The sequence below is a fragment of the Streptomyces sp. NPDC006516 genome, from assembly GCF_040611875.1.
Taxonomy (GTDB): Bacteria; Actinomycetota; Actinomycetes; order Streptomycetales; family Streptomycetaceae; genus Streptomyces.
Genome location: NZ_JBEXPD010000003.1, coordinates 285,030 through 307,897 on the forward strand (window position 1 = coordinate 285,030; position 22,868 = coordinate 307,897).

The 22,868-nt window shown below is 68.6% G+C and carries 15 protein-coding genes and 6 pseudogenes; 11 read left to right on the top strand and 10 right to left on the bottom strand.

Going from position 1 to position 22,868, the window contains the following annotated elements; genetic code table 11:
• The first annotated feature begins 28 nt into the window (after positions 1 to 28).
• Positions 29 to 1,453 (top strand): non-reducing end alpha-L-arabinofuranosidase family hydrolase, encoded by a 1,425-nt coding sequence (locus tag ABZY45_RS13265; RefSeq protein WP_356739316.1) that lies wholly within the window; start codon positions 29 to 31, stop codon positions 1,451 to 1,453.
• Between the two features lie 531 nt (positions 1,454 to 1,984).
• The gene (locus ABZY45_RS13270; RefSeq protein WP_356739318.1) at positions 1,985 to 2,326 is read left to right on the top strand and encodes a beta/gamma crystallin domain-containing protein; all 342 of its coding nucleotides are present in this window, start codon (positions 1,985 to 1,987) and stop codon (positions 2,324 to 2,326) included.
• A 755-nt stretch (positions 2,327 to 3,081) separates the two neighbouring features.
• Here ABZY45_RS13270 and ABZY45_RS13275 read toward each other — a convergent pair.
• The gene (locus ABZY45_RS13275) at positions 3,082 to 3,498 is read right to left on the bottom strand and encodes an ATP-binding protein (RefSeq protein WP_356739320.1); all 417 of its coding nucleotides are present in this window, start codon (positions 3,496 to 3,498) and stop codon (positions 3,082 to 3,084) included.
• Between the two features lie 884 nt (positions 3,499 to 4,382).
• Here ABZY45_RS13275 and ABZY45_RS13280 point away from each other — a divergent pair.
• Positions 4,383 to 4,514 (top strand): annotated as a pseudogene (locus tag ABZY45_RS13280) (MerR family transcriptional regulator); the annotation flags it as partial.
• Positions 4,515 to 4,624: 110 nt separating this feature from the next.
• Here the strand turns inward: ABZY45_RS13280 and ABZY45_RS13285 are convergent.
• The gene (locus ABZY45_RS13285) at positions 4,625 to 5,671 is read right to left on the bottom strand and encodes a porin PorA family protein (RefSeq protein ID WP_356739322.1); all 1,047 of its coding nucleotides are present in this window, start codon (positions 5,669 to 5,671) and stop codon (positions 4,625 to 4,627) included.
• A gap of 748 nt (positions 5,672 to 6,419) precedes the next feature.
• On the opposite strand from ABZY45_RS13285, the pseudogene ABZY45_RS13290 reads away from it, so the two are divergent.
• Positions 6,420 to 6,633: pseudogene (locus tag ABZY45_RS13290) on the top strand (IS5/IS1182 family transposase); the annotation flags it as partial.
• 119 nt (positions 6,634 to 6,752) lie between these two features.
• Here the strand turns inward: ABZY45_RS13290 and ABZY45_RS13295 are convergent.
• Both ABZY45_RS13295 and ABZY45_RS13300 read right to left on the bottom strand, forming a co-directional pair.
• Complete coding sequence (locus ABZY45_RS13295; protein ID WP_356739324.1) at positions 6,753 to 7,679, bottom strand: DUF3048 domain-containing protein; 927 nt, start codon at positions 7,677 to 7,679, stop codon at positions 6,753 to 6,755.
• A 415-nt stretch (positions 7,680 to 8,094) separates the two neighbouring features.
• Positions 8,095 to 9,564, bottom strand: coding sequence for an NUDIX domain-containing protein (locus ABZY45_RS13300; protein ID WP_356739326.1), 1,470 nt, complete (start codon positions 9,562 to 9,564; stop codon positions 8,095 to 8,097).
• Positions 9,565 to 10,643: 1,079 nt separating this feature from the next.
• On the opposite strand from ABZY45_RS13300, the gene ABZY45_RS13305 reads away from it, so the two are divergent.
• Positions 10,644 to 11,204: a GNAT family protein gene (locus ABZY45_RS13305; RefSeq protein WP_356739328.1), complete on the top strand. Its 561-nt coding sequence runs from the start codon at positions 10,644 to 10,646 to the stop codon at positions 11,202 to 11,204.
• Positions 11,205 to 11,763: 559 nt separating this feature from the next.
• On the opposite strand, the pseudogene ABZY45_RS13310 reads toward ABZY45_RS13305, so the two are convergent.
• Positions 11,764 to 11,931 (bottom strand): annotated as a pseudogene (locus ABZY45_RS13310) (IS5/IS1182 family transposase); the annotation flags it as partial.
• A gap of 87 nt (positions 11,932 to 12,018) precedes the next feature.
• Here ABZY45_RS13310 and ABZY45_RS13315 point away from each other — a divergent pair.
• The 3 genes from ABZY45_RS13315 (at position 12,019) to ABZY45_RS13325 (ending at position 18,557) form a co-directional block, all read left to right on the top strand.
• Positions 12,019 to 12,978, top strand: a complete 960-nt coding sequence (locus tag ABZY45_RS13315) for an SDR family oxidoreductase (RefSeq protein ID WP_356739330.1) — start codon at positions 12,019 to 12,021, stop codon at positions 12,976 to 12,978.
• A 64-nt stretch (positions 12,979 to 13,042) separates the two neighbouring features.
• Positions 13,043 to 15,532 carry an excinuclease ABC subunit UvrA gene (locus ABZY45_RS13320; protein ID WP_356739332.1) on the top strand — a complete coding sequence of 830 codons (2,490 nt, stop codon included), beginning with the start codon at positions 13,043 to 13,045 and terminating at the stop codon, positions 15,530 to 15,532.
• Between the two features lie 1,063 nt (positions 15,533 to 16,595).
• Positions 16,596 to 18,557: an acyl-CoA dehydrogenase gene (locus tag ABZY45_RS13325; protein WP_356739334.1), complete on the top strand. Its 1,962-nt coding sequence runs from the start codon at positions 16,596 to 16,598 to the stop codon at positions 18,555 to 18,557.
• A 186-nt stretch (positions 18,558 to 18,743) separates the two neighbouring features.
• Here the strand turns inward: ABZY45_RS13325 and ABZY45_RS13330 are convergent, their stop codons facing one another.
• Together ABZY45_RS13330 and ABZY45_RS13335 are read right to left on the bottom strand one after the other, a co-directional pair.
• Positions 18,744 to 18,905, bottom strand: coding sequence for a hypothetical protein (locus ABZY45_RS13330; RefSeq protein ID WP_356739336.1), 162 nt, complete (start codon positions 18,903 to 18,905; stop codon positions 18,744 to 18,746).
• Positions 18,906 to 19,438: 533 nt separating this feature from the next.
• Positions 19,439 to 19,662: pseudogene (locus tag ABZY45_RS13335) on the bottom strand (SDR family oxidoreductase); the annotation flags it as partial.
• On the opposite strand from ABZY45_RS13335, the gene ABZY45_RS13340 reads away from it, so the two are divergent.
• Together ABZY45_RS13340 and ABZY45_RS13345 are read left to right on the top strand one after the other, a co-directional pair.
• Positions 19,658 to 20,230 carry a hypothetical protein gene (locus ABZY45_RS13340; RefSeq protein ID WP_356739338.1) on the top strand — a complete coding sequence of 191 codons (573 nt, stop codon included), beginning with the start codon at positions 19,658 to 19,660 and terminating at the stop codon, positions 20,228 to 20,230. The pseudogene ABZY45_RS13335 and the gene ABZY45_RS13340 overlap by 5 nt on opposite strands.
• Positions 20,223 to 20,690, top strand: a complete 468-nt coding sequence (locus ABZY45_RS13345; protein ID WP_356739340.1) for a hypothetical protein — start codon at positions 20,223 to 20,225, stop codon at positions 20,688 to 20,690. The genes ABZY45_RS13340 and ABZY45_RS13345 overlap by 8 nt, the downstream gene beginning before the upstream one ends.
• Before the next feature lie 375 nt (positions 20,691 to 21,065).
• On the opposite strand, the pseudogene ABZY45_RS13350 reads toward ABZY45_RS13345, so the two are convergent.
• From ABZY45_RS13350 to ABZY45_RS13360, 3 genes and pseudogenes are all read right to left on the bottom strand, one after another.
• Positions 21,066 to 21,239: pseudogene (locus ABZY45_RS13350) on the bottom strand (DUF4158 domain-containing protein); the annotation flags it as partial.
• A 4-nt stretch (positions 21,240 to 21,243) separates the two neighbouring features.
• Positions 21,244 to 21,339 (bottom strand): annotated as a pseudogene (locus tag ABZY45_RS13355) (integrase core domain-containing protein); the annotation flags it as partial.
• A gap of 70 nt (positions 21,340 to 21,409) precedes the next feature.
• Positions 21,410 to 22,207, bottom strand: a complete 798-nt coding sequence (locus ABZY45_RS13360; RefSeq protein ID WP_356739342.1) for an alpha/beta hydrolase — start codon at positions 22,205 to 22,207, stop codon at positions 21,410 to 21,412.
• A 36-nt stretch (positions 22,208 to 22,243) separates the two neighbouring features.
• On the opposite strand from ABZY45_RS13360, the gene ABZY45_RS13365 reads away from it, so the two are divergent.
• Complete coding sequence (locus tag ABZY45_RS13365; protein WP_356739344.1) at positions 22,244 to 22,864, top strand: TetR/AcrR family transcriptional regulator; 621 nt, start codon at positions 22,244 to 22,246, stop codon at positions 22,862 to 22,864.
• Positions 22,865 to 22,868: the final 4 nt, after the last annotated feature.

Here is a 22,868-nt window from a genome sequence, read left to right on the forward strand (position 1 = left end):
AACCGTACTCAACGTTGAGGAAGCCCCCATGCACAGAGGACGTTTCAGTCGCAGGCATCCGTCTGCGGTGCTCGCCGCCGTGGTCGCGGCCCTGGGCGCGCTGGCGGCGATGCTCGTCGCCACCCCGGCTCAGGCCGCTGCAAGTGGCGCCTTGCGTAACGCCGGTTCCGGCCGGTGTCTCGATGTGCCGGGCGCCGTCCAGACCGACGGCACGTACCTGCAGATCTACGACTGCTGGAACGGCACCAACCAGCAGTGGACCTCGACGGATGCCGGTCAGCTGACCGTGTACGGCACCAAGTGCCTGGATGTTCCGGGGCATGCCACCACGGCCGGTACCCGGGTGCAGATCTGGGGCTGTTCCGGCGGTGCGAACCAGCAGTGGCGGGTGAATTCCGACAGCACGGTCGTCGGTACGGAGTCCGGGCTGTGCCTGGAGGTCGCGGGCGCCGGTACGGCCAACGGCACGGCGGTCCAGCTGGGGACGTGCGACGGCGGCAGCAACCAGAAGTGGACCGGTCTGACCGGGACCCCGCCGACGGACGGCGGGTGTGCACTTCCGTCGACGTACCGCTGGTCGTCCACGGGTGTTCTGGCGAAGCCGGCGAACGGCTGGGCCGCGGTGAAGGACTTCACCACGGTGACGCACAACGGCAAGCACCTGGTCTACGCGTCGAACGTGTCGGGCTCGTCGTACGGCTCGATGATGTTCAGCCCCTTCACGAACTGGTCGGACATGGCGTCGGCCGGCCAGACAGGGATGAGCCAGGCCGCGGTGGCGCCCACGCTGTTCTACTTCGCGCCCAAGAAGATCTGGGTGCTGGCCTACCAGTGGGGTGCGTGGCCCTTCATCTACCGCACGTCGAGCGACCCCACCAACCCCAACGGCTGGTCCTCCCCGCAGCCGCTGTTCACCGGGAGCATCTCCGGCTCCGACACCGGCCCGATCGACCAGACCCTGATCGCCGACGACCAGAACATGTACCTCTTCTTCGCCGGTGACAACGGCAAGATCTACCGGGCGAGCATGCCGATCGGGAACTTCCCGGGCAGCTTCGGCTCGTCGTACACGACGATCATGAGCGACACGAAGGCCAACCTCTTCGAGGGCGTGCAGGTCTACAAGGTCCAGGGCCGGAGCCAGTACCTCATGATCGTCGAGGCGATGGGTGCCAACGGCCGCTACTTCCGCTCCTTCACGGCCTCCAGCCTGAACGGGTCGTGGACCCCGCAGGCCGCAAGCGAGAGCACCCCCTTCGCGGGCAAGGCCAACAGCGGTGCCACCTGGACCAACGACATCAGTCACGGTGATCTCGTCCGCGACAACCCCGACCAGACCATGACCGTCGACCCCTGCAACCTGCGCCTCCTCTACCAGGGCAAGGACCCGGCAGCGGGCGGCGACTACAATCAACTGCCGTGGCGGCCGGGCGTCCTCACCCTGCAGCGCTGACCTTGCCGATTCACGGCGAGCTCGGTTCCACCTGCTGACCGACACCACCGTCTCGAGGAACCCCAGCCGTGCGGCGGCCGGGGTTCCTCTCGGCCCTTGGCGCGGGCTCGCGGGAGTGTCACTCGAAGTGGTTCGTCACCGGGCAGCCGTTGTACTCGATCCTGGGACGCGGCATCGCGGAGAGCGTGCCGCGACGTCGACCCTGCGGGTCAGTACAGCTAGCCGTAGCCAGGTGCCACGTCTCGCACGACTCGTGCGTGCGGCGTCATCACCTGCCCGTGATGACGTCCGGTGCGTTCGAGGGTCGTACCTGCCGGGGTGCCGTTTCGCCGAAGGTGGCGGCGGTTCATCCGGGACGTGGCCACGACCACGGGCCGACAGACACTGAGGGAGATGGCGACCGCGTGCGAAGAAAGACGCTCAAGTGGTGAACGGGAGCAGCCATTCCCCCGTTGCGCTCATTGGACGTTCCTGCGTCCTTACGATGCCGCCGTGCGCTGTGGCCCTCGGCGGCACTGGAACAACTCACCAGTGAAGCGCTTCCTCACATGCCTCGCGGTAGTCGTGGCGGCCGGATCCATAGCCGTTGTACTGCCGGCTTCGTCGGCGTCCGCCATCAACCGCGTCGGTTGCAATGAATCGGGTTACCTGACGCTTCACAACTCAGGCGGCTCCCTCTGCTTCGCCAACGCCGGCGTGGAAAGCGTGGCGATCTACGGCGTGGACCAGTTCTGGACCGGCAACAACAAGGTCACGTTCGAGTACGTGCCGAGGCTCGGCGCGCCGACGACCAGCGAGACCGTTGAGAAGTGGAGCTACGGCAAGGTCACCGGCGAGCCCATCCACAAGATCACGAAAATCAGGATCTGGTAGCGCCCGTCGCCGCGAATGAGGTGACGGCAGCTCCCGCGGGAGCGATGGGCGTCATCCGGTTCGGGCTGCAATGACTCTCCGCTGTGACGTCCGTCAGGACTTCAGCGGGCGTCCCCTCGCTCGACACGAGCGCAGGCTTGGGCGAATGCCCGGTTGGGCGTCCACTCGGTCGGTGACATCGAGGCGGGCGGCCGCAGTGATGCCCCAGGCGCCGATGCAGTGGCGGCCGGCGACGGGCCTGACGCCCTGGCATCCGAAGCTTCGGATGACGCGGTGGGTGGTCAGATTGTGCACGCGGCCCGGCAAGATCGGCGTAGTTTCGACGCGTCCGCCGACCAGGCGGCCGCACACGCCGACGGTGCCGTACAGGAGCACGTAGTCCGAGTCGTACTCGCACAGGTCTTGAACACCTAGCAGGCCCGGCGCCCCTGCCGGCGAGGATCTGCACGCCTTGTAAAACCCAGTGTCCAGGCGCATCAAGAGCGCCCATGCACAGCAGTCTGCGGCACGTGGCATGGTCCACGTGCCGCAGCTCCGCCGCGCCCGGCCGGGCCACGAACCTTGCAGCCGGATCGCTGCTCCCCGCCGGATGGACTCCCGACTCGCGGTAGGCAGGCAGGCGAAGCCTCTGATTGAGGTTTCGGTAGCGGCATTCGGCTGAGCCGTCGACCGAACACTGTTCCGAAGTTTTTTCTGCGCTGTGCTGTCCTTCGACTGGGCCGTCCCACGGTGGCGCGTCGGGAATCCGCTGAGTGTCAGCGGGGGAACTGGGCGTGGATGGTTTTCCCGCCTCTGATGCTGGGGGTGATGGCGAGGTGGTGGGTGAGGCGGCGGATCATGTGCCAGCCGAAGCCGCCAGTGCCACCGCCCAGGTCCGGGGCGCGCTCCCGTGGGTGTGCGGGGTTGAGGTCGCTGACCGCGGCGGTGACCGTGCACGGGCCGACAGAGAGTTCCAGGGTGTAGCGGCCGCCGCCGTGGCGCAGGGCGTTGGTGACGAGTTCGGATACCACCAGGACGAGTGCTTCCACCGTGTCCGGGCCGGGCGCGGGGGTGAGGCGGTCCGTAAAGGCGCGGGTGGCCCGGCGGGCCCGGCTGATGCCCGCTGGACTGTCGCCCTGGACCACGGTCGGTACGGAAGGTGCCGAGATGATGCTGATCGCCGTGCTGTTCATGCGCGTACACCCCACGTGTGATCGGTTGTACCGCTTGTGCCGTGCTGTCCCTCCTGCCCGATACGGCGGTCTCCACGCCTCGCGAGCGGGTGTCCGGAGCAGTCTTTGAGCGATGCGGACGGTAGTTCTTCACTGTCAGTCCTCACAGAAAATCTGCCATGGCGGGAGTAGACATACGGCTGTTGCTGGGGTTAATGTTTTGTCCGTAGCCAAGAGATCGAGCAGGCCCGGCAGAGATGAACTGCCGGGAAGCAGTACGCGTAAGTGCAGGTCGGTGCGGTGGTGGAGTTTCGAAGCCAGGGTGTTGCAGGACGGCAACGGGACTGACGACCGGACCGGGTGGCCCGCAGTGATAAGGGGCCGCCGTGAGCAGTACCGCAGTTGGCAGTACCCCGCAGTGAAGTGGTGAGCAGCACCTCGGTGAAGGCGTCGGCTGCGGGCGCGCGCACCGGGAGGTTCGGCAGTGGGGTTCCAAGCCCGAGCACACGCAGGATGGGCGACGGGGCTGGCTGCCGGAAGTGGCGCTAGGTCAGGCCATAGCAGTACAAGCGGTTCGCAGTAGAGCAGTACCCGCAGTTCGCATTCTCAGCAGTACGCAGTGCCCCGCTTGGTAAGCAGTTGATCACCAGAGGGAAGGAACGGAGGAGCCAAGCATCATCAGGATCGCCCGGACGCCACGACGGTCCGGGTGCCGCAGGACATCGAAGTGAGGTGGTCTCCGGTCACGCATCCGCGATCCCCGCACGCCCGACGAAGCTCAGGTCGGGTCGGCGGAAACAGAAGGCCGACGCAGTACCAGGGTCGGCAGATGGTGTAGTAGTTCCTTCGGGGCCCGGGAGCACAAGCTCCCGGGCCCCTCCACGCGTTCACAGAGACGTGCGACGACGGCAGACGACTCCTGCGGCCGTCTTGACGACGACCCTGCGCACACCATGGGGTGGGCCGCTGAACTGCTCGTCACGATCCAGGACTTCCTACGCGCGATCGGCGAGCACCACCTGATCACTCCGCTCCGCCGGCCGGCCGATCTGCGGCCTGGGCTTCGACTACCACTTCCACTCCGCGGTCGACGATCACTCCCGCGCTTCTACGCCTGGGCCGCGGCCTGCCTGCCGGCCGTGTGGGATCAGGCCGGCGTCGACGTCGCCTGCGTGTCCGTGCCGGCTTCCTCGGTCCGGGTGTCCGGCTGGGCCCGGCGGCGGGACGATCTCAGGGCCAGGGCAATGAGCAGCAGGGCCACGACGAGCAGGCCCAGCGGTCCGCCGACGCCCACCAGCCACAGCAAACGTCCGGTCGTGGTCGCATCGTCGGCCTGCTGTCGCACCGACGCGTCGGCGCCCCGGACGTTCACATCGGTCACGGGGAAGAGTGCGACCGGCCCGTCGGCGCCCTCGGTCCGGGCGAGGACCGTCTGGTGCAGCGTGCCGTTCAGGGAGAGACCGGTGGCGGCGTCGACCCAGCCGCGTCGCTCGGTGGTGGAGGTGTAGGACAGCGGCACCGCCTCGGGCAGACCGGCCAACGCCTTCTGGTCCGGGCGCTGTTCCGCGGGCAGCGCAGAGATCAGACCCAGCACGGCCGCCCGGGGCAGGGCGCGGGGCAGCGATGCGGCGGTGGAGGGATCGGCGAGGGGCCCGCTGGAGTCGATGTCGTAGACGTACGCTTCGCGCCCGCGGACGGACTCCGTGCCCTCGTACCGTGCGGTGGACACGGTCCGGGTTCCGGTGTCCCAGAAACGGTAGTCCCGCTCGTCGGGTTCCAGCGGCCAGGATATGACCAGCCCTTCGTGCTTCTCGGCCCCGGAACCCTCGGGAGCGGGGCGCTCGGTGAGGTCGCGCCGGTCCACAGCCCAGGTGTGCTGGGAGGCGCTCATCTCTGTGCCGTCACGTCCGCGCAGCGCCACGTCGTCGAGAACGACGGCCGTCCGGCCGTCGACGTCCCGTACCTCTATGCGCCGGTCCAGCGTGACCGGCACGTCTCTCAGGAACGCCTTGTCCATGTCGCCGGCCCTCAGAGCGGCGGCGTTGAGCAGTGTGGCGGTTCCCTCGTACTGGAAGGTGCTCTTGGTGTCGGCCGGCACCTGGTGCAGAGCGGGATAGACGGTGAACCGCGTGACGGCCGAGGCCGCCACCAGAACCGCCGCGGTTCCGGTCAGCACCCAACTGGTCCTGCGCATGATGTCTCCTCGAAGCAGTCTCTACAGGCTCTTACGGGCAAGAAAAGACAGTGCCGGGCTACGGCGTGCGGTGACGGAGGGTCACTTGGCGCGCCAGGCATCCGGCGGGAGTCCACGTATCCGGACCTCGCGGTGCGCGTCCGGGCGGATCGTTCCTTCGCGGTGAGCCCGGTGGGCAGTTCACGCGTACGTGGACTCGACGGTGGTGAGGTGCGGTTCAGCCGCGACGCGCCTGCGCAACGTCAGCCCCTGCGTCAGTCCGCCCCGTCCCCGCCGTCCACGGATCGGGGCCGGTCTGCACGGGCGCCTCCCTGTTGCCTCTGGCGTGCACGTTCCATTTGACGCCCCCCGAAGATACAAAGATCCTACTAATGTTTCACTGTATCAAAGAGGGTCGGTGAGGCCATAGGTCCGCGCGGAGTCAGAACTCGGGGGCGTCGGGGCCACGAGGAGCGCTGGGGGCCCGAGCCTGGCCTCGTCGCCCCGTTCGCAACCCCGGTGACGTGGAGTCCCAGCGGTTCGATGGCCGATGCGGTGCCGAGGTGCACCCCGGGGATGGATGCGGGGCGAGGGGGTCGACGGTTGGCAAGCCCCGTCGTCGACCGTGGCCGCGTCATCGAGGCGCTGCGGAGGCGAACCCGTGCTTTCGGGCACGCCGGTGGTCGGGGTGGCCGTACGCACCCCGACCCTTCACCATGGGCCTGATGGGCGTTCCCGCCGCTCTCCATGGCCTATTGCCGACGACCCGGCGAAGTTGCGCGGCGCGAACGCCTTGGACTTCTCCCGAGCAGCAGTCGACGGTTCCCACATACGCGCGCTAAAAGGGATCCAAGACGGGGCGCAGGCCTGTAGACCGGGGCGGGGCGGGCAGCAAGCATCACCTGATCACCAACGCCACCGGCATCCAACTCGCCGTCACCCTGACCGGCGGCAACCGCAACGATGTCACCGCCGTGAGGCCGCCGACCATGGCAGCCTCACGCGTGGCCACGCTCCTCGCCTGAGTCCGGATGGCTGACCAAGTTCCGCACCACAGCAGAGGTTCGCGTATGCGCAGCTCAGCCTCACTGCTGCCCCCACGTCAGTTCGGTACAAGCACGATCCAGACCTGGCCGGTCGCGAACGTCATCGGCTCGCCGTCCCTGGTGGTGAAGCCGGTCGGTGATTCGGCGGTGCTCCGCTCCCAAGCCACGTCGTACGACATCCCGTCACGCAGGACTTCAGCCGAGCCTGACCCCACGGTCGCACTGAACGGCGAGGTGTTTCCCCCTCGGTCCCGGAAGCGGGACGGCTGCACGTCCACATTTTGCAGGACTACCGTGGCTGCCCCGATCCGGTCCCCGGATGCCGTACGGGCCGGGGCTTTGTCCATGCTCACCAGCCACTCGTCCCGGTCCGTGGCCCAGGTGAAGGTGAACAGAGCCGACGGGTAGGACACGGTGCGCTCGTCGACAGGGGCGCCGCCCGGGGGCGGCGCAGCGAAGCGGAGCCCGATGTCCTCGGCCGCGTTCACCCCCGTGGAGGCGCCCGGGATCTTTCCCGGGCGCACATAGAGATTGTGCGGTGCATCGCGGTCCCCGCTGCGGAAATATGCATCCGGTGCCTTCGACGGCGGCAGCGCGTCGAGGGGCGCCGCTTCGATCGACGGCCGCAGGGCGGACTGGGCGCCCGAGTAGGCGAGCGTGGGGTCATCGAACTGCCGGAGCAACTCCAGATCCGTTTCGCGAGCGCTGCGTACGGGGCCGATGACGGCCGGCAGGGCGGAGGAGTAGGCGGCGAGCAGGCGGCTGAGTCCTGCCTCCACCTGCTCCACGTAAACGATGTCGGCCTTCTCGAGTCCGGTCGGCGGCCGGGCTGCGGCTACGTTGTCGATCTTCACGGCGAGAACCTTGGCGCGTGGTGCGGATGTTGTCTTACCTCCGCCCGAGCTGCTGCAGGCCGCAGTGACGACGAGCGTGAGCGCGGCGAGTGCGGCGGCGGCCGATCTCTTGGTTCTGGAGGTAGGCATGGCTGCCGCCCCTTTCCAGCCGTCTTTGAGGCAGCGGCTCATGTCTGCTGCTGCGAGAACTGTCCCGGCAATCATCACGCAGAAGACCATCCGGAGCGCTCAAGGGCGTGTCGGAACATTCCGGGCCGCCAGACTCGGCCACGGGCCCCTCCGCGACGGCCTGGAACATCGAGTACAGGTGCGTGCGATCGATGACGACGAGGGTAGAGGCTGCTGCTTTCGGTTGGCTGTTCCCGCCGGCCTTCGCGGCCCTTCGATGCCGGCGGCCGCAGTGATCGCGTACAGCAGCGTCAGGATCCCGGCCACGAGCATGATGTCGGACTCGGCACTCATCTCACCGCCCCCGACGGTGCCGCCTTGCGGGAGGACGGGGCGAGCCGCTCGGGCACTCTCCCGATGGGTGTGCTCACCCCGCTCACCAGCCCAGTTGGGAGTAGGTGCAGCCTGCGGAGATCGCGGCGATGGCTGTTCGGGTGTAGGGGACGATCCGGTCGGGCAGCTCATGCCGCGGCCACCACTGCCAGGTCAGGCACTTGTCGGGCTCAAGGACCTCCGGTACCCCCTCCCACCGGTGGGCCTTGAAGACAAGCTGCATCAACGGCAGCGCGCCTGGGGTGTCGACGACGTGGACGACGTGCGCGAGCTCCACGTCCACGGGGTCGAGGACGAGACCGGCCTCCTCTCTCGCCTCGCGGACGAGGCAGGCGAGGGCGGACTCTTGCTCGCACCGACCGGCGAGGTAGTGCCAGGTGTCGCCCGCGTACTTCGAGTCGGGGTGACGCAGCCCGAGAAGCACTCGGCCGTTGGCATCTTCGAGGTGGAGGTGGACTCCGATGCCGTTCAGCACCGTCCGGCTGTCCCCGTCCCATACGGCGGGAGCCGCGGCCTGCTTCTTGTCCGGAGGGTTCTCGGCCGCGTGCCGGCGAATGAGGTCCCGCGTCGCAGGACTCAGGCGAAGCCGGTCCAGCACGTCGGGGGTGAACCACCGCAGCCACACCCCCTCATGCAGCCCCAGCCCGTCGGGGTTGCCGCGCCAGCAGCCGGTGAACACCTGGATCGGAACGTGGAGCCCCTCGACGCTGGTGGCCTCCTCGACGGCGTAGGGCTCCAGGCCCTCCAGGAGGAGGCCGGGGACCTCCTCGGACAGCTCCCGCAGCAGCGTGCACTCAAGGCTCCGGTCATCGTGCGTGCGGCCGCCGCCGAGCAGGGCGAACGCCCCCGACTGCCAGATGATGCCGGGTTTGTGATCACGCAGATGGAGCAGGTACCGCCCTTCTCCGTCGTGGATCAGCGCGGACGCGTTCACCGGCTCCGGCCGCCCGTCCAGCTGGGCCTGGAGAAGTTTCTCGCGCAGCGTCGGCGAGGTGACCTCCGACAGAGCCAGCCAGCGAGCGCCGGACACCTCCTCTTTCTGCAAGGTGATCGCAGGCGGCTCTTCGTCGGCGAGGTAGAAGACGTAGCGGAAGTCGTAACGCTGGCGGGCGGGTTCGCCCTTTGAGGGGTTGTCGTCGATGTTGTGGACGTCGATGTCGACCGGTGAGCCGAGCAGTTGCCGGGTCAGACACAGGGACCCGGGCGGGATCCCGGCCTCCTCCGCCACCTCGCGCAGTGCCGCGGCTAGCAGCGTGCGGTCATCGCGTTCGATGTGGCCGCCAGGGGCGAGCATGGGGCCGCCGGTTGCCTGGTGCCTGATGTGCAGGATCCGGCACCGGCGGTCGATGACGAGGGCGCTGCACGTGACGTTGCCGGGCAGCGCCGTCCGGGCGGCCACGTCGGCGGGCTGATTCAGCGCGGCAAGCAGCCCGGCCAGGGCGGCCCGCTCTTCAGGGTGCCGGGCGAGGTATGTCTCGACGGTCTTACGGATTGTGGTGGAGCTGGGTGGCATGAGCGTTCTCTCGCCTTCGTCGTAGGGGTGGATACGGTGGGGCGGGGTTTTGGAGGGCGCGTTGGTGGGGGAGCACGCCGGCTCAGGGTCGAACGGCTGGACACTGCGGGGGCCCGGAAGGGTGTCGGGCGCGAGCGCGTACTGGGCGGGCCGGGCGATGTACATGCCCTGCTACAGGCCGCTCTCGTGGGCCATCAGCTCGTCGAGGGCGCCGTCCTCGACGGCGCGTCCTTGGTCGAGGACGTAGATGTGGTCGGCGTGCATGGTGGGGCGAGCCGCGGAAGGCGCAGGAGAAGTCCCGCCGACGCCTTCATCAGGGTCGCCTTCCCTGACCCGTTCGCCCCAGCAGGGCCGTTTTGCCTGCCCCCAGGGGCATCCGCACGCTGACACCCTTCAGGCAAGCTTTCAGTTCCCGCTGCGCGGTCATAACCCCGGCGAGCGCCCGCCTGTCCGTTTCCCAGCCAGTGAGCAACACCACGCCCATCATGCGGGGCAGTGCCGCCGCCATGTGCCCGAACCCAGCCGGGTCAGCGGCCCTTCATGCCGTCCCGTCAGCACGATGTTGACCGCCACCGGCCTCCATCCGGCGGTCGCGGCGGTGGCGACCGCGGTGTTGTCGCGTGGTCGACGGCGGTGGCGGGCCGGCTGGAGCCGCGGTCCGTGCTCTCCTCGCTGGCTGGTTCGGTCTGCGTCAATGTGATTCCTCTCGGAGGCGTGGTGGTGGCGTCGGCGTGTTCAACGATGCCGACGGGATTTCGAACACGTGCGCTTTCGGACGGGTTGCGCACACCGGGGTTGAGCGCTTGTCCGAAGGTGCGCGGTGCACTGACCCTTGCCGCGCAAGAGCACGCGGACGAGGGCGGTTGGCCGAAACGCCGATGTCCGGTTGCTGGGGCCGTACGTGGTCGGCGGGCGCTCGTCGCCGATTTCCGGGTACCCCGCATCAGGCCGGCCCGGCCACGCGTTCGCCCCAATCGCGTGCGGGTCGACAAGGCGTACGCCTCCCGCAAGAACCGCACCCCCAACCGGCCGGATAAACGGATGGTCGGGGGCGAGCGTGACGCGGCAAGATGCTCCGTATGAAATTGCCCACCCCCGAGCTGCGCACCTCCCGCCTGCGACTGCGGCCGTTCACCGACGCCGACGCGGCGCCGCTTTACGCGCTGCACAGCAGCGCCCACGTCCTGCGCTACTGGGACTCCCCGCCGTGGACCGAACCGGCCCGCGCCCAGCGCTTCATGGCGACCTGCCGGACGATCGAGGAGGAAGGCACGGGAGCGCGGGTGGCCGTCGACCGCGTCTCCGACGGCGCGTTTATCGGCTGGTGCGGCCTGATCAACTGGAACCAGGACTTCCGCACCGCGTCCCTGGGCTACGTCTTCGACGCTGCCGCGTGGGGCCACGGCTACGCCACGGAGACCGCGCACGCCGTCCTGCGGTGGGCGTTCGACACCCTGGACCTGAACCGTGTCCAGGCCGAGACCGATACCCGCAATGTGGCGTCCGCCCGGGTCCTGGAGAAGCTCGGCTTCGTCCGCGAAGGCACCCTCCGAGAGGACTGCATCGTCAACGGCGACGTCTCCGACTCCTGGGTCTTCGGCCTCCTCCGCCGCGAGTGGCACCCGACGGTCGGCCCCTGAGGCCGAGAACTGCGCGCTTGCGGCCCGTAACCCCCACCAGGGTCACCCGGGCCGCTTCGGCGAGCACAACATCTTCGCTTGCCTCACCGATCCCGACGATCCGCACTGCTGGAGCATCCAGTAGCTCGTAGGAGCCGCCGGGAGCGGCAACATTCTCATCGGCGTGCGCGGGCGCTGACCGACGCCGACTTCCAGGGATTCTGGAAGTCCCTCTCCATCCGGACGTGCGAGGCCATCGGCCGGCTGGCCATGGCGGGCACGGACAGGATCCGTCGCAGCACTGCTGGAGACCTTCCCAGCGCGGACACCTTGCTCAAGCTGAGCGATTCAGCCCTCACCTACAGCACGGTCGCCGCACGAACCTCTGTCCCGTACGGCTCAAGGGAGGAGGCCCTCGTCGGCGCCCGATCGGTGGCTGAGTCCTTGCACGCGGCCGCCTGGAGCGCGAGGTCAAGAAGTGGCGGCAGTCGCGGATCCGCGCGAAGGCGAGGAAGTAGGCGGCGACCACGGGCGGGTCGTCTCCAGGAGTCCTGCTTGTTCAAACCGCGTGATTCCCGGCCTGCTTGAGCCTGGCGAAGCAGCGTTCGATTGCGTTGCGGGTCTTGTAATGCTCGCGGTCGAAGGCAGGCGGGCTGTCGCCGATGCTTCCGCACCGCGCTCGGTCGGCTTTCTGGTCGGCCCGCTCTGGGATTACCGCCCGGATCCCCCGCTGTCGTAGGTCCTGGCGGCTGAGGGGCCTCCGCTGCCGAGAGATCGGCGGAACGCGCAAGAAATGGCGACACGGGTTGTCTTGTTTACCGTGCAGGCTGGTGGCATGAACCAGGACAGCACCACCCAGCACATCGCCGGCGGGGCTCCGCTGACCGGCCGGATCGCACTGGTCGCCGGGGCCACCCGCGGCGCCGGACGCGCGCTCGCCGTCGAGCTCGGCCGGCTCGGCGCCACGGTCTACGTCACCGGCCGCACCACCCGTACGCGTGCCAGTGAGGTCGGCCGGACCACCGAGACCATCGAGGAGACCGGCGAACTGGTGTCCGCGGCCGGCGGCACGGGTATCGCGGTGCCCACCGACCACCTCGACGAGGACCAGGTACGCGCCCTCGTCGGACGCATCGAGCGCGACCAGGGACGGCTGGACGTTCTCGTCAACGATCTGTGGGGCGGCGAGCACCTCCTCGTCAAGTCCGTGTTCGGCAAGAAGAGCTGGGAGACGCCCCTCGCCGATGGTCTGCGCATCCTGGAACTCGGAGTCCGTTCCCACCTGATTACCGCGGCGCTGGCCCTCCCGCTCCTGGTGCGCTCCGACGCCCCGCTCCACGTCGAGGTCACCGATGGCACGGCGGCCTCCAATCGCCGCTATCGCGAGAACCTCTTCTACGACCTCGCCAAGAACGCACCGATCCGGATCGCTTTCGGGCTGGGGGAGGAGCTGGCGGAGTACGGAGGCATGGCTATCGCCGTCACACCGGGCTTCATGCGCTCGGAACAGATGCTCGCCCACTTCGGTGTGAGCGAGGAGAACTGGCGCGACGCCGTCGCCCAGGAACCGGCCTTCGCCATCGCCGAGTCACCGCACTACCTGGCCCGCGCGGTCGCCGCGCTAGCCGCAGACCCGGACCGGGCGGCCCGCTGGAACAAGAAGTCCGCCTCCAGCGCGGACCTGGCCAAGATCTACGGCGTACGCGACGTGGACGGCAGCCAACCCGACGCCTGGGCGTACTTCGAGGACACCCGGTACGGCGGGAAGGACGGCTCGGCGGACGACTACCGCTGAGGCGCCCCCACCGACACCGGAACCAGACGCCACGGCCGCCGAGCACGGAAGAAAGGAACGACAGTTGTCCGAGTCCCTGGAGGACGTCGCGGACGGGGGGCACGGGACCATCGACGTGGTGGGTGCCCGAACCAACAACCTGCGGAACGTATCCCTGAGCATCCCCAAGGGGCGGCTCGTCGTCTTCACAGGAGTGAGCGGAAGCGGGAAGACTTCGCTGGCCGTGGACACCCTGCACAGCGAGGCCCAGCTGCGATACCTGGAGGGTCTTTCGCCGTTCGTCAGGCAGTACGTCACACAGCGCAACCGGCCGAAAGTCGACCGCATTCAGGGTCTCGGCGCGACCCTCGCGGTCGACCAGCGCCGGGTGAACCGCAACCCCCGCTCAACGGTGGCGACGATCACCGGCATCGACGGATACCTGGGGCTGCTGTATTCACGACTGCCCACCCTCGCTCCCCGCCCTGCCACGGCGGACGCCTCCGGTCACCTGAGCAGTGCTCACTTCGACCGGAACTCGCCGGAAGGGGGCTGCTCCGACTGCCACGGCGCGGGCGGCTGCCGCCAGCCGCACGAGGACCTGATCATCACCCGCCCCGAACTCCCGCTCTTCGAGGGCGCCTCGCCCTGGTTCGCGAAGTGGCGCTCGGGCGAGCACGCCTTCATCCCGGCACTCGCCGAGAAGCGGGGCGTGGACCTCACGCTGCCGTGGCGGTCGCTGCCCGAGGAGTTCCGCCGATGCGTACTGCACGGCACGGGCGACGAGACGATCGAGGCGACCATCGACATGCCGAACAAGAACGAGACGGCATCGATGACCTACACGTCCACCCAGCCGCTCCGCGGCGCGCTCGCCGAAGTACGGCGAGTATTCGCCAACGCCCGGACACCGGGTGCCAAGGAGCGCTACCTGCCCTACCTGCGCGAACAGGCCTGCACCACCTGCGGCGGCAGCGGGTACGGCGAGAGGGCCCGCTCCGTGCGGCTCGGCAGGATGACGTACCCCGGTCTCCTGGAGGCAGACGTGCGGGAGGTGCGCGCCTGGGCCGGGCACCTGACGGACGGCCTGGACGCCGGGCTGCGCGACGTGGGCGAACCCCTGCTGCAAGACGTGAGCCGCAGGCTCGGAGTGCTCGACCGGCTGGGCCTCGGCCACCTCCAGCTCTCTCGCAGGGCGGCGACGCTCTCCGCGGGAGAGCTGCAGCGCACCCGGCTCGCCGCGCAGCTCAGCACCGAGCTGAGCGGCATCGTCTTCATTCTCGACGAACCCGGGACCGGTCTGCACCCGGCGGACAAGACACACCTGCTGGAGATCGCCCTCGAACTGCGCGAGGCCGGAAACACGGTGCTCATGGTCGAGCACGACCCCGAGCTGATCGCCCGCGCCGACTGGGTGGTCGACATGGGCCCCGGGGCGGGCCGCCTCGGCGGTGCAGTCCTGGTTTCGGGACCGCCCGCCCACGTGGCCGCCCATCCGAACTCCCTCACCGGACGGTCGCTGGCCGGCAGGACACCACGACTGCGACGGGACCGCCGCCCGGTAGGCGACGACACCCGCTGGGTGGAACTGCACGGCGTGCGCAAACACCACGTGACGGCAGACCGCGTCCGCTTCCCCGCCGGCCGGCTCACCTGCCTGACCGGAGTGAGCGGCAGCGGCAAGAGCAGCCTGCTCACCGTGCTCGGAACGGCAGCGCAGGCGGCCCTGGGCGGAGCGGCCACCGACGGCGTGGGGAAGGTGACCGGCCTCGAAGGGTTCGGCTGGGTGACAGTCATCGACCAGGAACCGCTCGGCCGGACACCACGGTCCAACCCGGCGACGTACAGCAAGGCGTTCGACATCATCCGCCGGCTGTACGCCCGGACCGACAAGGCCCGCGCACACGGGTACAGCGCTTCCTGGTTCAGCTTCAACGCCGGTGGCGGGGGCCGCTGCGAGACCTGCGCAGGCCACGGCCGCAGACTGGTCGACATGCACTTCCTGCCGGACGTGTGGGTGACCTGTGACGCGTGCGAGGGCCGGCGCTACGGCCCCGAAGCCCTGAGCGTCGAATATCAAGGGCTGACGATCGACCGGATCCTGGAGCTGACCGTCGCGGAGGCCGCCGAACACTTCTCCGAACCCCGGCAGCTCACCGAGACGCTGCTCGCCCTGGACCGGGTCGGACTCGGCTACCTCCGGCTGGGCCAGAGCGCCACCGAGCTGTCGGGCGGGGAAGCGCAGCGGCTCAGACTGGCATCCGCCGTACAGCGGGATGCGGCGAGCCGGGAGTCCGGCCTCGTCGTCCTCGACGAACCCGTCTCGGGGCTGCACCCGTCGGACGTCCAGCGCATGGTGGACACGCTCGACACGCTGCTCGACTCGGGCAGCACGGTGGTCGTGGCTGAACATGACATCACTCTCGCCGCGTCCGCAGACTGGCTGATCGATATGGGCCCGGGCGCTGGACCGGAGGGTGGCAGGGTGATCGCGCAGGGCCCCCCGCACACCGTCGCGGAGGCGGACACTCCGACTGCCGCCTTCCTCCGCCGGCATGCGTCTGGTCGGCCGTGACCGATTTGGCAGTACAGCGGCTTCCGTAGGCCGTCGCCCGGCTGAGAAGGCGCGTCATTTGGCCTTCGTGGATGGGCTGTCGGTCATGGTGGGGATCATTGAGCGACTGGTGCCGGATGATTGTCGGAGTTGTTACAGCGGGTAGTTCCGGAGGCGCCGTTGCTACCTCACGGTCGAAGGCGGCGCCGGCACGGTGACCGGGAGGTGCTTGCCGCGACTGTGTTCCTGTCGCCGGGGGTGCTCCGGCAGGCCGGTGCCGTGTACCAGTTCCGGCACATCCGGCTCCAGCAACACCTCGCTCGCGTCCACGGCCGCTCCGGCCGCGTCACCAGCCACGCGAAACCGGGCCTGAGGCGCCGCGCACCCCAGGAGAGGGCGTCGTCGGAAGGTCGTTGAGGGTCTGCTCGGCGGCGGCGGTCGGGGCGTGCGGGATCCGCTGCGGACGCGGTTTCGCCGGGTGTCGACGGTCTCAGACTTGGGGAAGGGTTATGCCGTATGCGTAGAGGCCGTCGGGCGCGCTGAGCACGGAACGAGAGCCGGCACCGGCCTCGCTGGGTGAGTGGTCTGTCCCCGGGCGCCGCCGGAACCTTCGCTGCCGACCTGCTGGAGGGGCCGGGGTGCTGCGGGGGGTCGAAGTCCCGAACCGCCGTCTTCGCCTTGCGCGGGAAGGTGAGCGCGCCACCGGTTGTGGCGTCGCCGCCCGGCTCGTTCAGGGCCGGGCAGCCGATGAGGGGGACGTCGCCGTGCTGAGCGGAGGGCTCAGCTTGCGCAGGTAGGCGCGGCCGAGGTCGCTCCGTCGAGCAGGCGCGCCTTCAGGGCGGTCGACGAGAGCATGGCGCCCTTCTGGAGGGCGCCGGCCGATTTCCCGGAACGAGCGGACGGTGCGGACGAGCGGACGGAGCGGTGTCCGGCTCGGCGCCGGCGGTATCGGTCGAGCAGGCGGGTATGGCAGGGAGGGGCGGTGGTGATGCCGAGGATGGTGGTGACGTGAACGCTTGCCTCGTATGGCCCCGAGGAGCACGGTCGACCGCTTGATCGTCTGCGGGCAGGGTAGCGAAATGGCATGGCCACTGACACCACATCCACTGCTGCGAGCGGGTACGTACAGCCCGAGGTCGACGTCCGGGCACTCACCGAAGTGCTCGACGGCGAGTATGCCGGGATCCGCGACCTCGTCCGGTCCAACCTGGTGAGGTATGCCTCTGTTCTCGAGGAGGCCGACGAGCTCGGCGTCGACGCGTTTCGCGAGCGGGTGCGCGAGCTGGTGGTAGGGATGGCCGCGACGGGCCAGACCGGCATGGGCTTCCCGAGCGAGTACGGCGGGGGTGGCGACATCGGAGCCTCGATCGCCGCGTTCGAGACGCTTGCCTTCGGCGACCTGTCGGTGCTGGTGAAGGTCGGTGTGCAGTTCGGGCTCTTCGGCGGCGCGATCCTGCATCTGGGAACAGAACGCCACCACGACGCCTATCTGCCGGACCTGATCACCGGGAAGCTCATGGGGTGCTTCGCGATGACAGAGACCGGGCACGGCTCCAATGTCCAGGGGCTCGGCACCGTCGCGAGGTACGACGCCGCCGGCCAGGAGTTCGTGATCACCACCGACGGCGACCATGCGCGCAAGGACTACATCGGCAACGCGGCCCGGCACGCCGAGCTGGCGGTCGTCTTCGCCCAGCTGGAGGTGGGCGGGAAGTCCGAGGGTGTGCATGCGTTCGTCGTGCCGGTCAGGGTCGGCGGCGAGGTGGCGCCCGGAGTCCGGATCGAGGACGACGGCCGAAAGATGGGCCTCAACGGCGTGGACAACGGCCGCATCTGGTTCGACGGCGTGCGGGTGCCGCGCGAGGCGCTGCTGAACCGGTTCGCCGACGTCACCGCCGAAGGCGTCTACGAGAGCTCGATCGATAACCCCGACCGCCGCTTCTTCACCATGCTCGGCACGCTGGTGCAGGGCCGGGTCAGCGTGGGCGGCGCCGGGGTCAACGCCGCGAAGGTCGCCCTCGCGATCGCGACGAAGTACGCCGTGCGGCGTCGGCAGTTCGAGGCAGCCTCGGACCCGGAGGAGCAACTGCTCCTCGACTACGGACTGCATCAGCGCCGTCTGCTGCCCCTCATCGCGCGTACGTACGCGCTGCACTTCGCGCAGGACGTCGTGCGTACGCAACTGCACGAAGTCTTCTCCGGCATCGCGGACGACCCGCAGGCGCGGCGCCGACTGGAGTCACGGGCCGCCGGCACCAAGGCGCTCGGTACCTGGCACGCCACCAAGGTCGTCCAGGAGTGCCGCGAGGCGTGCGGCGGCGCAGGCTATCTCGCCGTCAACCGGTTCGCCGCCCTGAAGGCCGACAGCGACATCTTCACCACCTTCGAGGGTGACAACCACGTCCTGCTGCAGCTTGTGGCGAAGGGCCTGCTCACCCATTACGCCAGCGAGTTCGAGGACCTGGACCAGCTCGGTACGGTCCGCTACGTCACCAACCTCGCCGTCGAGACGGTCATCGAGAAGACCTCGGTCCACAAGCTGCTCGAACGGGTACGTGACCTGCTGCCCGGCGGCGACGAGTGGGACCAGGAAGCCGGGCTGCTCGACTCGGAATACCATCTGGCCATGCTCCGCTACCGCGAGGAGCACATGCTCGCCGGCGTGGCTCGCCGGCTCAAGCGCGGGATCGACCAGAAGCGCGATCCCGGCGTCGTCTTCTCGCAGGTGCAGGACCACGTCATCGCGGTGGCCCACGCCCACGTCGAGCGGCTGGTACTGGAAGCGTTCGTCGACAAGGTCCGTGCGCTGCCCCAGAGCGGAAACAAGGTCGCGCTCGGCTTGCTGTGTGATCTGTTCGCCCTCTCGACGATCGAGGCGGACCGGGCCTGGTTCATGGAGCACGGCCGACTGACCGTCCAGCGTTCCAAGGCGATCAGCCGCGAGGTGAACGACCTCTGCCGCAAGGTCCGGCCCCTCGCCGTCGACCTCGTCGACGCCTGGGGGATCCCGACCGAAATGCTGCGCGCGCCGGATCTGGTGGGCTGATCCGCGGACTCCTTCTCGCCGCGGCCAGGACGACTCGGGACTGCCCGTCCAGGGCCCGGGGGAGAGGGCCGGGCCCCAGGCACCCGCACTCGTCGGCTCGGCCGGCGGATGTGCGACGTACTGAACAGATGACGAGAAGGGGGCCGGCCCGGACCTCTGCTCGTCGTCAAGGCGGGTGTGAGCACGTCAGGCGACGTTGCGGCTGCGGTGGTGTGCTTCGTCGGGTTCGCCGATGGGCTGGGTGACGCTTTCGTCCGCAGTCGGCAGCGTGTCGTCCATGGATCCGCCGGCTACAGCCGTTTCGAGGCATTCGTCGCACTGATGCTGACCGTCGTCCATTTCGTTCATACTTCCCTGGTGTCCCCCATGATTTCGACGGTCCGTCAGGGAGCTGACCTCGGGCAGGGGGCATGCGGGGCGCCTTGTGGCATCGGCCAGTCATGGCGTCACCTGTCCCTCATGGGCCCCATCTCTCGGCCTTGTCGCCGATCCGTCTGTCTCGGTTGTCGGAAGAGTCGGCGTTGGTGGCTGTGCTCGGGTGCGCGCGGCTGGTGACGCGGTTCTTACCGGCACCTGTGATCCCCGTGGGTTCAAGGAGACCGAAGGTCCTTCAGCTTGAACCTGAGGGTCCACCGGTCTGCTTCAGGTCGGTAGACCCGTGGGTTCGGCTGGAACACGAGGACGCCGCGCAAGCCGAAGAGTTTCGGTCGTGACCTCGGCGTCGACCCGCGCCTGTGTTCTTTTGCCGTGTTCGAGGCAAGCCAGCACTGACCCGCCCCATTCGAGGGCGAGGCGACCACCCGAACTCCCCGTTCGGGTCTGGAGCTGGGCGCCCTCGCGTCGGCGGGCGCTTCAGGTCATATCCGTTTCAGGAGTCCGGCTCATAGGCCACTGGCAACGCGCAGGACCGCACCGGTCGTGCAGGAGGCATCAGCGGACAGGAGCCACGAAACGGCGTCGGAGATCTCCGCAGGCTACCCGGCCCGGCCCGTGGGGAGGTCGGCGCAACCTTGGCAGGGCGCTCACGATCGGCATGGAAGTCCGTCCAGATCATGCCGGGAGCGACGCAGTCGACGCGTATGCCGTCCGGGGCGACTTCCTTGGACCGCCTCGGCCTCCTCGACGTCCTCCAGCGCGAGCAGGTGGCGCTGCGCATCCACGACGACGCGTTCTCCGCGCTGGCCCCCACCGCCCGCCACCCGCGCACCGGCGAGCTGCTGTCCACCGTGAAGTTCATGGTGCAGAGCCCGGCCGCCGCTGGCGAACTCCAGCGCGACCTTCAGCGGGAGCTGACCTACGACGGGATGCGGGCCGCCGAGGCCATGGGCAGCAAGGGCGGGCGCCGCCCCGCCGTGGCGGCCGCGAATACTGCCGCCGTGCGAACCGCCTACCTGGAGGGTCGCTCGATCGCTGCCCTCGCCCGCGATCACGGCGTCAGCCGCGGCGCGATCAGTATGGCCGTCGCCGACCTCCGATCGGAGTACCCCGCCGTCGCGGAGAGCCCACTCCGGCTGGTCCAGCGGCTGGTCCGCGTCGGGGAGCCCGGCCTGCCGCGGGAACTCGGTGACGTACTGGTCCTGGTAGGCGAGTCCGGCGAAGCAGCTCGACTGGTGACAGCCTTTCGGGACTGTGCGACGCTTATTGATCTTCGGCAGGGAGGCCGGCATGGATAACGATTCGCGCGAACGCGACGACGGGGATTCCCGCGGCACCGAAACGGAGCGGTCAGCGGACCCTGCGGGGGTCGCGGGGCATCAGGCCGCGGCAGAGGTTGCGCAGCCGCCGGCGAGCCCAGGAGGGAAGAGGAACCCCGATGACTGGATTGCGCTCTCCTTTGCCGCGACGGCGTACACGACCTTTTTCGTAAGCCTGCTGGGCGCCTTCGTTTGGTTGTGTTTCGCCTCAGGAGACTACGCGGGCAGCATCTCCGGACGCGTCGCCTTCGTGGCGGTCGTGATGGTCCCGGCGGTTCTCGCCTGCGGCGCGGTGGCATTTGCCGCCGGTTTCGTCGCACCCTTCCTCGTGGGGCTGGTACGGGGCGGGGCGAGGTTGTTTCGTTGGGCTGGGCGGAAAATCTTTGCCCGACCAGTCCGGCCGGCGGACCGGACGGATGGTGCTGGTCAGCCGGAATGAGGCTCGAGCGGGCGCGATGTTCCCGCCGAGCTGGGGAACAGCGGGTTGGCCTGGCGGCGGTACTGGACTGGCGCTGCCCGCGGACCTGTTCGCGTACGTGGCGGAAGCTGGCGTGGGCGGGCGTCGAAGAAGTACCCGGCGAACCTGGAGCGGAGAAAGCCGCCGCGCCGGCTGCCCTGCTGGCCACGCTGTGCCACGTCGGCAAACGGAGATCACCGACTCGCATGAACGGGTAGGAGCCCTCAGTGAGGGCGACCTGGAGCATTCTCTCGACCCGCCCCCGCAGCCAGGTCAACGCCTTCGGCGCGCCCAGCGCGCCGAGCTCGTCGACGTTCAGCTTCACCCGCCCATCGTCCTGCACCTCGATGGGCCGGAGCCGATGAAGCGCACGGTGCACATCTGGGGAGCGAACCCGAGCCGACTGTGGTCCCCGCGCCGCTTCACGATCAGCTTGCGGTCCTCGTCGTCCAAAAAGAAGAACCGCTCCAGCTCCGGCCGGGTCGGCTCCTCGCTGAACTTGCCGTACGGCGCCGCCTGCTCGTCGGTCAAGAACGCCGAGGGCGGTGTGGGGTCGGTGGCAGTTGTAGTGGATGTTCCAAACCGCCAGCGCCTGGGCGCGCTGTGCTTCGGAGGTCCAGGGACGCGCGTACAGGACTTGCATCGCTCGACGAGTCGCCTGCGGCCCTCAATGGAGAGCGGTGCGTTGGCATGGGTGCCGATCAGATGGCGGCGAGGTTGTTGAGCAGGTGGCCAAGCTCTGCCGGCGCCTGAATGTGGGCCAGATGGCCCTGGCCGGCGAGCTCGTGGACTCCGGCGTGAGCGACGTGCTGCCGCACATTGTCGAACGACGTTCCGTAGGAGGCTGTTCCGCGGTTGCACTGGCCGATGATCAGGTCCACTTGATCTGCCTGTCGCGCCATCACATCCGGAGGCGGCGCCGCGTTGAGCGCGACGAGTTCGGCGTACAGCGGTTCGCTCAAGCGACGCAAGAGCGCCCAACCGTGCTGATCGGCCTGAAGGTCCTCGACATGCGCAGCGGAGAAGCCGGAGATCTGCCGATTGACGATCTCGACGCAGCGATCCCAGTCCGCCGTCTCTGTTGCGCTCTTCAGGTCCGGCACTGCATGGCGTCCGAATGGCTGCATCACGGGCTCGTAGGCGATCACATGGGGAATCGGGCGCTCGTTGGCGGCTAGTAAGGTGATCAAGCCGCCGTAGCTCCAGCCGAAGAGCGCCCTCGTGCTGTCGAACACGTCAAGGACCACGCCGAGATCCTCGACCTCTGTCCGCAGCGAGTAGGAATTGGTCAAGGGCCCCGAGGGAGTGCGTCCCCGACGGTTTACGACTATCACTGAGGGCCAGGCCGCGATGGCGCCCACGACCCGGCGCCACGTGTGCGCATCGCTCATGACGCCCGGGACGATGACGAGGCCCGGAGCGTCCGGCTCCCCGTATACATCGACCGTGACCCAGCTGTCCCCGTCGACTGCAAGCTTCTTCTGAATCGTTCGCTCCATAAACGTATTATGGAGCGAACGATCTACAATGCAAGCGTGACCGAACGCACCCGTGGACGCCCCCGTGCCTTCGACCGCGACCGTGCGGTCCTCGAAGCCGCTCGCCTCTTCTGGCGACGCGGCTACTCCGGCACCTCGACCCGCACCCTGACCGCGGCCCTCGGCCTCTCCACGTCCAGCCTCTACGCCGCCTTCGGCAGCAAGGCCGGACTGTTCGAGGAAGCGGTGCGGGCATACGCCGAGCGTTACCGCGAGATCTACCAGCAGGCTGTCGTCGAGAAGGACATCCGGACCGTCATCGAACGCATCCTGACCGACTCGGTCCACGAGTTCACCCAGCCAAGCGGCACGCACCCGGGGTGTCTCATCAGCAGTGCCGTGATGGCCGACAGCACGAGCACGCTCGATACCAGCGCCTACGTCGCCGAACTGCATAGCTCGAACGAGCAGGCCCTCCTCGTGCGCATCGAGCGAGCGATCCAGGACGGGGAACTGATCGCGGGCACCGACGCAGCGGTCCTGACCGGGCTCATCCAATCCGTCTGGCACGGATTGTCAGTGCGGTCCAACGTCGACACGGCTCGCGAGGACCTGCTCGCGACGGCGCAACTTGCTCACCAACTGATCTGCCGACAACTCACGTCACCAACATCCTGACCCG